Source organism: Flavobacterium sp. 1, assembly GCF_002797935.1.
Taxonomy (GTDB): Bacteria; Bacteroidota; Bacteroidia; order Flavobacteriales; family Flavobacteriaceae; genus Flavobacterium.
The window spans coordinates 5,055,571-5,068,016 of sequence record NZ_PGER01000001.1 but is presented as its reverse complement, the minus strand read 5'-3'; the positions used below and the strand labels follow the sequence as shown (position 1 = coordinate 5,068,016).

Genomic DNA, 12,446 nt, shown 5'->3' with positions numbered 1-12,446 from the left:
TTTGATAATCTGTTAAGAATTATTATTTCTTATATTCTCTTAAAGGATAGCCCGTATAAACTTGTCTTGGTCTGCCAATAGGTTCTTTATTTTCTCTCATTTCCTTCCATTGAGCGATCCAGCCTGGCAATCTTCCAATTGCAAACAATACTGTAAACATATCCGTTGGAATTCCTAAAGCTCTGTAAATAATCCCTGAATAAAAATCAACATTTGGATATAAATTTCTTGATTTAAAATATTCATCCTGCAATGCTGCTACTTCTAGCTTTTTGGCAATTTCAAGAATAGGATCATTAACCCCTAAAGTAGAAAGTACTTCGTCCGCGGCTTTCTTAATAATTTTTGCTCTAGGATCAAAATTTTTATAAACTCTATGACCAAAGCCCATCAATCTGAAAGGGTCATTTTTATCTTTTGCCTTCGCTAAATATTTATCCGCATCTCCTCCATTTGCATGAATCTCTTCCAACATTTCAAGAACCGCTTGGTTTGCACCTCCGTGTAAAGGTCCCCATAGAGCAGAAACTCCTGCAGAAATTGAAGCAAAAAGACCAGCGTGTGAAGAGCCTACCATTCTAACTGTAGATGTGGAACAATTTTGCTCATGATCTGCATGCAGAATAAATAATTTATCTAATGCATCTATAACAATAGGATTTGCCGTATAAGGTCCGTTAGGCAGCTTAAACATCAAATTCATAAAATTCTCAACATATCCTATTGTATTATCATAATAATTCAAAGGATATCCCATACTTTTTCTGTAAGTCCAAGTAGCAATAACTAAAAATTTAGCAATAGTTTTACAAACAGCATCATACATATCTTTTGCATTATCAGCATCTACAGACTTAGGATTAAATGCTGTTAAAGCACTAGTCAAAGCAGACAATACTCCCATTGGATGGGCTGTTCTTGGAAAACCGTCCAATATTATTTTCATTTCTTCACTAACTAAAGTGAACTTTCTGATATCGTTTTCAAATTGTTCTAATCTTTCTGCAGAAGGTAAATCTCCAAAAATAATTAAATACGAAACTTCCAAAAAATGAGATTTTTCAGCCAATTCCTCAATCGAATACCCTCTATATCTCAAAATCCCAAGTTCGCCATCCAAAAAAGTAATCTCACTTTTACAAGAACCTGAATTTTTATAACCTGGATCAAGAGTGATTACTCCAGAGATATCACGTAATTTACTAATATCTACGGCAGCTTCATTTTCACTTCCAATAATAACCGGAAGTTCAAATCTTTCACCGTCTATTTCTAATATTGCTATTTTTGACATACTTTTTTATGAAATAAATTTTAATTTATAATTTACCAAATCTAAGGAATTCCACATTAATTTAAAAACTAATTAAACATTGAATTTGTTAAATATTCAATAAAAAAGCCATTCATCATAGACGAATGGCTCAAATTTTATAAATTCATTACAATTACTTTATTTTAAAGGCGTTTAGACCAGGGAAATATGCAGAATTCCCTAATTCCTCTTCAATTCTTAATAACTGATTGTATTTTGCCATACGGTCAGAACGTGAAGCAGAACCTGTTTTAATTTGACCGCAGTTTAATGCAACAGCTAAATCAGCAATTGTATTATCTTCAGTTTCTCCTGAACGGTGAGACATAACTGAAGTATATCCAGCATTTTTAGCCATATTTACAGCTGCAATAGTCTCTGTTAAAGTTCCAATTTGGTTTACTTTAATCAAAATAGAATTTGCAATTCCTTTTTCAATTCCAGTAGACAAACGCTCTACATTGGTTACAAATAAATCATCCCCAACTAATTGTGTTTTAGAACCTATTTTCTCTGTTAACAACTTCCATCCATCCCAGTCATTTTCGTCCATACCGTCCTCGATAGAGATAATTGGATATTTAGCAACTAATTCAGCTAAATAATCAACCTGCTCCGCTGAAGTTCTAATTTTTCCAGTTGATCCTTCAAATTTAGAATAATCGTATTTTCCATCAACATAAAATTCTGATGATGCACAATCTAAAGCTACCATGATCTCATCTCCAAAAGAATAACCCGCTTTTTCAACTGCTAATTTAATAGTATCTAAAGCATCTTCTGTTCCGCCAGCTAAGTTTGGAGCAAATCCTCCTTCATCACCAACAGCAGTACTCAAACCTCTATCGTGTAATACTTTTTTAAGATTGTGAAAAATCTCAGTTCCCATTTGCATAGCATGTGTAAAAGAAGTTGCTTTTACTGGGAAAATCATAAATTCTTGAAATGCGATAGGCGCATCAGAATGTGAACCTCCATTGATGATATTCATCATAGGAACTGGCAATGTATTTGCAGAAACACCTCCTACATATCTATATAAAGGCAATCCTAATTCATTAGCTGCAGCTTTTGCAACAGCAAGAGAAACTCCAAGAATAGCATTTGCTCCCAAATTCGCTTTGTTTGGCGTACCATCCAAATCAATCATCGCTTGATCAATCAAGTTTTGTTCAAAAACTGAAAAACCAATTAATTCTTCAGCAATTTTAGTATTTACATTTTCAACTGCTTTTAAAACACCTCTTCCTAAGAAAGATTTTCCTCCATCACGTAACTCAACAGCTTCAAATTTACCAGTTGATGCTCCAGACGGAACAGCAGCTCTTCCTAAAACTCCGTTTTCTGTTACTACATCTACTTCTACTGTAGGATTTCCTCTTGAATCGAAAATTTGTCTTGCGTGAATTTTAACAATAATACTCATTATTCTTATTTTTTATGTTATTAATTTGTATTTTACTCAAAATTAAGTAAAAAAATTCATTAGTCTTCATTGTTAAAGCGCTAATATAATTTTATTTATTAACGATAACGTTTTAGTCTTATACTGATTTGATATTTTCTATAAACTGATCAAAAAGATAAGAAGAATCGTGCGGTCCAGGACTAGCTTCTGGGTGATATTGCACAGAAAAACAATTCTTATTTTTCATTCGCATACCCGCTACTGTTCCGTCATTCAAATGCAAATGAGTAATCTCTAAATCCGGGTGTTGATCTAATTCTTCTTTATTCACAGCAAAACCATGATTTTGGGAAGTAATCTCACCACGACCAGTAATTATATTTTTTACCGGATGATTAATACCTCTATGACCATTGAACATTTTGTAAGTTGAAACGCCATTTGCCAAAGCAATAACTTGATGACCTAAGCAAATACCAAACAAAGGTTTATTATTTTGAAGTATCTCTTTAGCCACTTGTATCGCACCATCCAAAGGATCTGGATCACCAGGACCGTTAGATAAGAAAAAGCCGTCTGGATTAAACGAAGCTAAATCGGAATAGGACGCATTATATGGAAAAACCTTGATGTAACAATCTCTTTTGGCTAAATTGCGCAGTATATTTTCTTTTATACCTAAATCTAAAGCTGAAATTTTATAAGTAGCATTTTCATCACCATAAAAATAAGGCTCAATCGTAGACACTTTAGATGCCAGCTCTAAACCTTTCATATCTGGAACTTCAGCCAGCATAGCTTTTAATTCTTCAACAGAAGTATCATCAGTACAAATAACTGCATTCATGGCTCCATTTTCACGTATGTAACTCACCAAAGCACGTGTATCAACATCCGAAATGCAAATCAAATTTTGTTTAGCAAAATAATCTTCTAAACTACCTGATGAATCAACTCTAGAGTAATTAAAACTAAAATTTTTACAAACCAATCCAGCAATTTTTATACTATTGGATTCAACTTCTTTATCGTTCACCCCATAATTTCCAATATGAGCATTTGTAGCAACCATTAATTGACCAAAATAAGAAGGATCTGTAAAAATCTCTTGATACCCAGTCATACCTGTATTAAAACAAACTTCACCAAATGTTTTTCCAGTGATTCCAATTGATTTACCGTGGAATATGGTTCCGTCACTTAACAAAAGAATAGCGCTTTTTCGTGTTGTATATTTCATATGTAATTTAATATTGTGCAAATTTAAATTTTTAAAACAGTGGACGCAATGTTTTTCAAGAATAATTATATCTATTTAAAACTGTAAATACCAGAGTAACAAAAAGACATTAAAATGTTTTAAAAAAGTATATTCTAAAAAACAACGTGCAATTCCCATTGTCATTTTTCTTTAGCTTTGACAAAAAATATTTATTTATTTTACAAAAAAAAAGGATAAACTATAAATAGTTTATCCTTGATTATTATCGAATGATTATTTTCATAATTATTCAGCAGCGTCAGTTGTAGGTTCTGCTTCAGCAGCTGGAGCCTCAGTAGCTTCATCTGCTTTTTTAGCTTTTCCACCACGACGGCTTTTTGCTTTTTTAACTTCTTTTTTACCTCCGTTGTAAAGTTCATTGAAATCAACTAATTCGATCATTGCCATATCAGCATTATCTCCTAAACGATTTCCAACTTTAATGATACGAGTGTATCCACCTGGACGGTCACCTACTTTAGCTGCAACATCTCTGAACAAGTCAGTTACTGCATATTTACTACGTAAGTAAGCAAAAACGATACGACGATTATGAGTAGTATCAGATTTTGATTTTGTTATAAGCGGCTCAACAAATTGTTTAAGCGCTTTAGCTTTAGCAACAGTAGTGTTAATACGTTTGTGCTCAATAAGAGAACAAGCCATATTAGCCAACATAGAACTTCTATGTGCAGTCTGTCTGCTTAAGTGATTGAATTTTTTTCCGTGTCTCATTGCTTTATGAAATTTAACCCCGATTAATCGGGATTAGATTATTCTTTATCTAGTTTGTATTTTGCCAAATCCATTCCGAAAGTTAAATTTTTAATCGCAACTAGTTCATCTAGCTCAGTTAAAGATTTTTTTCCAAAATTACGGAATTTCATTAGGTCATTTTTATTGAACGATACTAAATCACCAAGTGTATCAACTTCAGCCGCTTTCAAACAATTTAATGCTCTAACAGAAAGATCCATATCAACAAGCTTAGTTTTGAGCAATTGTCTCATGTGTAATGATTCTTCATCATACGATTCTGTTTGTGCAATTTCGTCAGCCTCAAGTGTAATTCTTTCATCAGAAAACAACATGAAATGGTGAATTAAAACTTTTGCAGCTTCAGTAAGAGCATCTTTAGGATTGATTGAACCATCAGTTTTTATTTCAAAAACCAATTTTTCATAATCTGTTTTTTGCTCTACACGGAAATTTTCGATTGCATACTTAACATTTTTTACCGGAGTAAAAATTGAGTCAGTAAATATAGTTCCTATTGCAGCATTCTGTTTTTTGTTCTCTTCAGCAGGAACATATCCTCTGCCCTTTTCAATAGTTAAATCAAAATTCAATTTAATTTTACTATCTAAATTACAGATAACAAGCTCTGGATTCAAAACTTGGAAACCTGAAATAAATTTTTGAAAATCACCAGCTGTTAATTGATCTTTACCAGAAACTGATATAGTAACTGATTCATTATCGATATCTTCGATTTGACGTTTGAAACGTACTTGTTTAAGATTAAGGATAATTTCGGTAACGTCTTCAACAACTCCTGAAATAGTAGAAAACTCATGATCTACACCTTCAATGCGAACAGATGTAATTGCATAACCTTCTAATGCTGAAAGCAAAACTCTTCTAAGTGCATTACCAACAGTCAATCCATATCCAGGTTCTAAAGGTCTAAATTCAAATTTACCTTCAAAATCGGTTGAATCGATCATGATAACTTTATCGGGCTTCTGAAAATTAAATATTGCCATAAATTTCGACTAAGTCAATTATTATTTGTTGTACAACTCTACGATTAATTGTTCTTTAATGTTTTCTGGAATTTGAAGTCTTGCAGGTACAGAAACAAAAGTTCCTTCTTTAAGATCTTGATTCCAAGTAATCCATTCATAAACATGACTTGAATTTGATAAAGAACGTTCGATAGCCTCTAATGATTTAGATTTTTCACGAACAGCAACTTTATCACCAGGCTTAAGGTGGTAAGAAGGAATATTAACCACTTCACCGTTTACAGTAACGTGTCTGTGAGAAACGATTTGACGAGCACCTCTTCTAGAAGGAGCAATACCCATTCTGAAAACTACGTTATCTAATCTAGCTTCACATAATTGTAATAAAACTTCACCAGTAACACCTTTAGTAGCTGATGCTTTTTCGAATAAATTTCTGAATTGTTTTTCTAAAATTCCATAAGAATATTTAGCTTTTTGCTTTTCCATTAACTGGACAGCATACTCAGATTTTTTTCCTCTTTTTTTTGCCATCCCGTGTTGTCCAGGAGGGTAATTTCTTTTTTCGAAAGCTTTATCATCTCCGAAAATTGCTTCGCCGAATTTACGTGCGATTCTTGTACTTGGACCAGTATATCTTGCCATTTTAAAAAAATTTAAGGTAGAGATTATGAATTCAGGTCATATCCTTCGATAATCGTTATTCTACCTTTATTATACTATAATTTGTTTGAGTATTATACTCTACGTCTTTTTGGAGGACGACATCCGTTATGAGGCATTGGAGTAACATCAATAATTTCTGTAACTTCAATTCCACCATTATGCAAAGAACGAATTGCAGACTCACGTCCGTTTCCTGGTCCTTTTACATAAACTTTAACTTTTTTAAGTCCAGCTTCAAGAGCTACTTTACTACAATCTTCTGCTGCCATTTGAGCCGCGTATGGAGTATTCTTTTTAGAACCTCTAAAACCCATTTTACCAGCTGAAGACCAAGAAATAACTTCACCTTTTTTGTTAGTCAAAGAAATGATGATGTTATTGAAGGTAGCAGAAATATGAGCCTCTCCCGTTGATTCAACGATAACTTTACGTTTTTTTGCAGTTGCTTTAGCCATATTACTTATTATTTAGTTGCTTTTTTCTTGTTCGCAACAGTTTTTCTTTTACCTTTTCTTGTTCTAGAGTTGTTTTTAGTTCTTTGTCCTCTTAATGGAAGACCAGATCTATGACGAATTCCTCTATAACATCCAATATCCATTAAACGTTTGATGTTCAAAGAAACTTCAGAACGTAATTCTCCTTCAATTTTGAATGTTCCAACAGCTTCACGAATTGCTCCGATTTCGTCATCATTCCAATCTTGAACTTTTTTATCTTGGCTAACTTGAGCTTTTTCTAAAATCTCAATTGCTCTACTTCTTCCTAATCCGAAGATATAGGTAAGTGCTATAACACCTCTCTTATTTTTTGGGATATCTACCCCTGCTATTCTTGCCATAATTATCCTTGTCTTTGTTTAAATCTAGGATTCTTTTTGTTTATTACGTACAATCTCCCTTTTCTACGCACAATTTTGCACTCGGGACTTCTCTTTTTTACTGATGCTCTAACTTTCATAGTGAATATCCTTTAATATCTATAAGTAATTCTTGCTTTTGACAAATCATAAGGACTCATTTCTAGTTTCACTTTATCACCAGGTAATAATTTGATGTAATGCATTCGCATTTTTCCAGAAATATGAGCAATTACAATATGTCCATTTTCTAACTCTACACGGAACATCGCATTTGATAATGCTTCAATGATCGATCCGTCTTGTTCTATTGCTGATTGTTTTGCCATAAGTTAAGCTACCGCTTTTCTATTTTTACCACTTTTCATCAAACCATCATAATGCTTATTCAACAAGTATGAATTGATTTGTTGAATAGTATCTATTGCAACTCCAACCATAATTATCAATGAAGTCCCTCCAAAAAACATAGCCCAAGATTGTTGAACATCCATAAGACTTACAACAATGGCTGGGAACACAGCTATTAAAGCAAGAAATAAAGATCCTGGAAAAGTTATTAAAGACATCACTTTATCAAGATAATCTGAAGTCTCAACACCTGGTCTAACACCTGGTATAAAACCTCCACTTCTCTTTAAATCATCAGACATCTTATTAGTAGGAACTGTAATTGCAGTATAAAAGAAAGTAAATACAACAATTAATGTTGCAAATAAGAAATTATACCAAAATCCAAACATATTACTAAAAGCGCCAACAATAGATTGAGAAGCATCTGATTTAGACAAACCAGCAACAGCAGCAGGAATAAACATAATTGCTTGTGCAAATATAATTGGCATTACACCAGATGCATTAAGCTTTAATGGAATCCATTGTCTGTTACCACCCATCATATCTTGTTCGAAATCACCAGATGTTGTACGGCGAGCGTACTGTACTGGAATTTTTCTAACTGCCATCACAAGTAACACACAAGAAATAATAACAAGTAACCAAATAATGATTTCGACAACCAATAACATTGGCCCTCCATTATTATTAGTAACTCTTGTCGTAAATTCTTGAATAAAAGCTTGCGGTAACCTAGCCAAAATACCAACCATTATCAAAAGGGAAATACCGTTTCCGATACCTTTATCAGTAATTTTTTCTCCTAACCACATGGCAAAAATTGTACCAGTAACTAAGATAACAACTGAAGAAAATAAAAATTCAAAAGAATTAAATCCCAAAATGAAAGCTGAACTAGGTAAAGTTCTGTAAAGATTGTAGATATAAGTTGGTCCTTGTACCAAAGTGATAACAATAGTTAACCAACGGGTAATTTGATTGATTTTTTTTCTACCACTCTCTCCATCACTTTGTAGTTTCTGCAAATAAGGAATAGCAATTCCCATAAGTTGCACAACAATAGATGCAGAAATATAAGGCATAATCCCTAAAGCAAAAACTGAAGCTTTAGAAAATGCACCTCCGGTAAACATGTCCAGAATAGATCCTAATCCGTTTTTGGTTTGTCCAGCTAATCCAGTCAATTGAGTTGCGTCAATTCCTGGTAACGTAACATGGGCACCAAAACGATAAACTAAAAGCAGACCTAAAGTAATTAAAATTCTATTCTTTAGTTCCTCTATTTTCCAAACATTACTTATTGATTCAATAAATTTCTTCATCTTAATTCTAGGAATTACATGATTACAGCCTCTCCTCCAGCAGCTTCAATAGCAGCTTTTGCAGTGGCAGTAAATTTGTGAGCAGTTACTTTTAATTTTGCTTTCAATTCTCCTCTACCTAAAATCTTAACGATTTCATTTTTAGTAGCAAGACGATTAGCCACATAAACTGTCATATCAACAGTATCTGTAATTACTCCATTATCAACCAATAATTGAAGAGTATCAAGATTAACACCTTCGTATTCTTTACGATTGATGTTAGTGAAACCAAACTTAGGCACACGTCTTTGAAGTGGCATTTGACCACCTTCAAAACCAATCTTTTTAGAATAACCAGAACGAGATTTTGCTCCTTTGTGTCCTCTTGCAGAGGTACCACCTTTACCAGAACCTTCACCTCTACCTAATCTTTTGTTTTGATTGTGTGTAGAACCCTCAGCAGGTTGTAAGTTACTTAAATTCATAACAGTATTTGTTATTTAGCTTCTTCAACAGAAACTAAGTGTTTAACTTTATTTATCATCCCAAGGATAGCAGGATTTGAATCATGCTCTACAACTTGTCCCATTTTACGTAGGCCTAAAGCTTCCAAACCTCTTTTTTGAGTAAGAGGACAGTTGATTTTGCTTCGAACTTGTTTTACTAATAATTTAGCCATAATTTCCTTGAATTAACCTTTAAAAACTTTTTCTAAAGAAACACCTCTTTGTTTTGCAACAGTATAAGCGCTTCTCATTTGTAATAAAGCATCAAAAGTTGCTTTCACTACGTTGTGAGGATTTGAAGATCCTTGTGATTTAGATAATACATCATGAATTCCCACTGATTCAAGAACTGAACGAACAGCTCCACCAGCAATAACTCCTGTACCATGAGAGGCAGGAATTAAAAATACACGTGCACCACCAAATTTACCTTTTTGTTCGTGAGGAACTGATTGTCCATTCAAAGGAATCTTCACAAGATTTTTCTTAGCATCTTCAACTGCTTTCGCAATTGCTTCAGAAACGTCTTTAGATTTTCCTAATCCATGACCAACAACTCCATTTTCATCACCTACAACTACAATAGCAGAAAAACCAAAAGCTCTACCTCCTTTTGTAACCTTAGTAACACGATTTACACTCACCAAACGATCTTTTAATTCAAGACCACTTGGTTTTACTAACTCTATATTCTTGTATTTATTAGACATACTATCTTAGAATTTAAGTCCAGCCGCTCTCGCGCCTTCCGCTAATGATTTAATACGACCGTGGTATAAATAACCTCCTCTATCGAAAGTAACATCATTTATACCCGCTTTTAAAGCTTTCTCCGCAATAAGTTTTCCAACTGCAGTAGCAACTTCAACATTCGTACCGTTTCCAATTTCTTTTTCTCTTGAAGAAGCAGCTAATATAGTAACTCCATTTACATCATCAATTAATTGAGCATAAATTTCTTTGTTACTTCTAAAAACAGATAGTCTCGGTTTAGTAGCAACACCACTAATCGTTTTTCTAATTCTGAATCTAATACGTTGTCTTCTTTCAGGTTTTGTTAATGACATAATCTTATTTTTTAAGCTGATTTACCTGCTTTTCTTCTTAATACTTCACCTACAAATTTAACACCTTTTCCTTTGTACGGCTCTGGTTTACGGAAACCTCTGATTTTTGCCGCAACCTGACCTAAAAGTTGTTTATCCAATGATGTTAATTTCACAATCGGGTTTTTACCTTTTTCAGAAATAGTTTCAAGAGTTACCTCAGGAGCTATTTCTAATATAATATTATGAGAAAACCCTAGTGCTAAATCTAATTTTTGCCCTTGATTTGAAGCTCTATAACCAACTCCAACCAATTCTAAAGATTTTGTAAAACCTTCAGTTACACCAATAACCATGTTATTAATTAAAGATCTGTACAAACCGTGTTTTGCTCTTTGGTCTTTATGATCAGAAGATCTTTCTACTTGAACTTGATCTCCTTCAACCGTTACAGTTACGTCCGAAAACTCCTGAGTTAGTTGACCGTTTTTTCCTTTTACAGTAATAATACCGTCTGCAACTGTAATAGTTACACCAGCTGGTATTGTTACTGGGCTTTTACCTATTCTTGACATCTTATATAGTCTTTAAAATTAGTATACGTAACAAATTACTTCTCCACCTACATTTAATTGCTTGGCTTGTTTACCTGTCATCAACCCTTTTGAAGTTGAAACAATAGCAATTCCTAATCCGTTAAGGATTCTTGGGATTTTAGAAGCACCTGCGTACTTACGTAAACCTGGTTTACTAATTCTTTGGATATCTTTGATTACAGGCTCTTTAGTATCTTTATCATACTTCAAAGCAATTTTGATTGAACCCTGAACAGAGTTGTCTTCAAACTTGTAACTTAAGATATAACCTTGATCAAATAAGATCTTTGTTATTTCTTTTTTTAGATTAGATGCTGGAATTTCGACAACTTTGTGGTTTGCAGCCACAGCGTTTCTAACTCTCGTCAAATAATCTGCAATTGGATCTGTATACATATGTATAAAATTGTGGTCTTGGTTTTCTTACCGGACTTTCCGGAAGAACCTGAAACCATTAAACTTATTAATTAATCAACAGATAGTTGTCAATTTACCGACAAAAATCCGGCAAACTTACAACTATCTGTTGAAATATCAAAATCGCAAATAATATTTATTACCAGCTTGCTTTTTTAACACCTGGAATTAGTCCATTATTAGCCATTTCACGGAAAGTTACACGTGAAATTCCGAATTGACGCATATACCCTCTTGGTCTTCCTGTTAATTTGCAACGGTTGTGCAAACGAACTGGAGAAGCATTTTTCGGTAATTTTTGCAAACCTACGAAATCTCCAGCTTCTAATAAAGCTTTTCTTTTCTCAGCATACTTAGCCACCGTTTTTTCTCTCTTAACCTCACGGGCTTTCATTGATTCTTTAGCCATATCTTAATTCTTTTTAAAAGGTAAACCTAATTCAGCCAACAATGACTTTGCTTCTTTATCTGTTTTTGCAGTAGTTACAAAAGAAATGTCCATTCCAGATATTTTATTTACTTTGTCAATATCAATTTCAGGGAAAATGATTTGCTCTAAAACACCTAAATTATAATTTCCTCTACCGTCAAAACCAGTTGCTTTAATACCACTGAAATCTCTAACACGTGGTAACGCAGAAGTAATAAGTCTATCTAAAAACTCATACATTCTTTCACCTCGCAAAGTAACTTTTGCTCCAATAGGCATTCCTTTTCTCAATTTGAAAGACGCAACGTCTTTCTTTGAAATTGTAGATATTGCTTTCTGTCCAGTAATCTTTGTTAACTCATCAACTGCATAGTCAATTAATTTTTTATCAGATACTGCTGCACCAACTCCTTTACTCAAAACGATTTTTTCCAATTTTGGAACTTGCATTACGTTTGTGTAACCGAATTCTTCTTTAAGAGCAGAGATAACTCTACTCTTATATTCTTCTTTTAGTCTAGGTATATATGCCATTA

General features: G+C 33.4%; 19 protein-coding genes. All 19 read right to left on the bottom strand.

Annotated elements, in window-relative coordinates; all coding sequences use genetic code 11:
• Positions 1 to 22: 22 nt before the first annotated feature.
• The 19 genes from CLU83_RS20665 to rplE all read right to left on the bottom strand — a co-directional run bounded on the left by CLU83_RS20665 (position 23) and on the right by rplE (position 12,444).
• Positions 23 to 1,294, bottom strand: a complete 1,272-nt coding sequence (locus CLU83_RS20665) for a citrate synthase (protein ID WP_100433339.1) — start codon at positions 1,292 to 1,294, stop codon at positions 23 to 25.
• 154 nt (positions 1,295 to 1,448) lie between these two features.
• Positions 1,449 to 2,741 (bottom strand): phosphopyruvate hydratase, encoded by a 1,293-nt coding sequence (gene eno / locus CLU83_RS20660; protein ID WP_100433338.1) that lies wholly within the window; start codon positions 2,739 to 2,741, stop codon positions 1,449 to 1,451.
• A 118-nt stretch (positions 2,742 to 2,859) separates the two neighbouring features.
• Entirely contained in the window at positions 2,860 to 3,963 is a 1,104-nt protein-coding gene (gene carA / locus CLU83_RS20655; RefSeq protein ID WP_100433337.1) for a glutamine-hydrolyzing carbamoyl-phosphate synthase small subunit, read from the bottom strand.
• Between the two features lie 267 nt (positions 3,964 to 4,230).
• Positions 4,231 to 4,719, bottom strand: coding sequence for a 50S ribosomal protein L17 (gene rplQ / locus CLU83_RS20650; RefSeq protein WP_100433336.1), 489 nt, complete (start codon positions 4,717 to 4,719; stop codon positions 4,231 to 4,233).
• 38 nt (positions 4,720 to 4,757) lie between these two features.
• On the bottom strand, positions 4,758 to 5,750 hold the full coding sequence (locus CLU83_RS20645) for a DNA-directed RNA polymerase subunit alpha (RefSeq protein WP_035637337.1): 993 nt from the start codon (positions 5,748 to 5,750) through the stop codon (positions 4,758 to 4,760).
• Positions 5,751 to 5,771: 21 nt separating this feature from the next.
• Complete coding sequence (rpsD, locus tag CLU83_RS20640; RefSeq protein WP_100433335.1) at positions 5,772 to 6,377, bottom strand: 30S ribosomal protein S4; 606 nt, start codon at positions 6,375 to 6,377, stop codon at positions 5,772 to 5,774.
• Positions 6,378 to 6,469: 92 nt separating this feature from the next.
• Positions 6,470 to 6,853 carry a 30S ribosomal protein S11 gene (gene rpsK, locus CLU83_RS20635; protein WP_024981527.1) on the bottom strand — a complete coding sequence of 128 codons (384 nt, stop codon included), beginning with the start codon at positions 6,851 to 6,853 and terminating at the stop codon, positions 6,470 to 6,472.
• An 8-nt stretch (positions 6,854 to 6,861) separates the two neighbouring features.
• On the bottom strand, positions 6,862 to 7,236 hold the full coding sequence (gene rpsM, locus CLU83_RS20630; protein WP_100433334.1) for a 30S ribosomal protein S13: 375 nt from the start codon (positions 7,234 to 7,236) through the stop codon (positions 6,862 to 6,864).
• Between the two features lie 2 nt (positions 7,237 to 7,238).
• Positions 7,239 to 7,355, bottom strand: a complete 117-nt coding sequence (ykgO, locus tag CLU83_RS20625) for a type B 50S ribosomal protein L36 (RefSeq protein ID WP_008992256.1) — start codon at positions 7,353 to 7,355, stop codon at positions 7,239 to 7,241.
• Positions 7,356 to 7,367: 12 nt separating this feature from the next.
• Positions 7,368 to 7,583, bottom strand: coding sequence for a translation initiation factor IF-1 (gene infA, locus CLU83_RS20620; protein ID WP_007136545.1), 216 nt, complete (start codon positions 7,581 to 7,583; stop codon positions 7,368 to 7,370).
• A 3-nt stretch (positions 7,584 to 7,586) separates the two neighbouring features.
• Complete coding sequence (gene secY, locus CLU83_RS20615) at positions 7,587 to 8,933, bottom strand: preprotein translocase subunit SecY (protein WP_100433333.1); 1,347 nt, start codon at positions 8,931 to 8,933, stop codon at positions 7,587 to 7,589.
• 14 nt (positions 8,934 to 8,947) lie between these two features.
• Entirely contained in the window at positions 8,948 to 9,400 is a 453-nt protein-coding gene (rplO, locus tag CLU83_RS20610; RefSeq protein WP_100433332.1) for a 50S ribosomal protein L15, read from the bottom strand.
• 11 nt (positions 9,401 to 9,411) lie between these two features.
• Positions 9,412 to 9,594, bottom strand: a complete 183-nt coding sequence (rpmD, locus tag CLU83_RS20605; RefSeq protein ID WP_026706255.1) for a 50S ribosomal protein L30 — start codon at positions 9,592 to 9,594, stop codon at positions 9,412 to 9,414.
• 12 nt (positions 9,595 to 9,606) lie between these two features.
• Positions 9,607 to 10,131: a 30S ribosomal protein S5 gene (gene rpsE, locus CLU83_RS20600; protein WP_100433331.1), complete on the bottom strand. Its 525-nt coding sequence runs from the start codon at positions 10,129 to 10,131 to the stop codon at positions 9,607 to 9,609.
• Positions 10,132 to 10,137: 6 nt separating this feature from the next.
• Positions 10,138 to 10,488, bottom strand: coding sequence for a 50S ribosomal protein L18 (gene rplR, locus CLU83_RS20595; RefSeq protein WP_100433330.1), 351 nt, complete (start codon positions 10,486 to 10,488; stop codon positions 10,138 to 10,140).
• 11 nt (positions 10,489 to 10,499) lie between these two features.
• Complete coding sequence (gene rplF, locus CLU83_RS20590; protein WP_100433329.1) at positions 10,500 to 11,042, bottom strand: 50S ribosomal protein L6; 543 nt, start codon at positions 11,040 to 11,042, stop codon at positions 10,500 to 10,502.
• 18 nt (positions 11,043 to 11,060) lie between these two features.
• Entirely contained in the window at positions 11,061 to 11,459 is a 399-nt protein-coding gene (gene rpsH, locus CLU83_RS20585; protein ID WP_100433328.1) for a 30S ribosomal protein S8, read from the bottom strand.
• A gap of 160 nt (positions 11,460 to 11,619) precedes the next feature.
• Positions 11,620 to 11,889: a 30S ribosomal protein S14 gene (gene rpsN / locus CLU83_RS20580; protein WP_026707007.1), complete on the bottom strand. Its 270-nt coding sequence runs from the start codon at positions 11,887 to 11,889 to the stop codon at positions 11,620 to 11,622.
• Between the two features lie 3 nt (positions 11,890 to 11,892).
• The gene (gene rplE / locus CLU83_RS20575; protein ID WP_100433327.1) at positions 11,893 to 12,444 is read right to left on the bottom strand and encodes a 50S ribosomal protein L5; all 552 of its coding nucleotides are present in this window, start codon (positions 12,442 to 12,444) and stop codon (positions 11,893 to 11,895) included.
• Between the last annotated feature and the right edge of the window lie 2 nt (positions 12,445 to 12,446).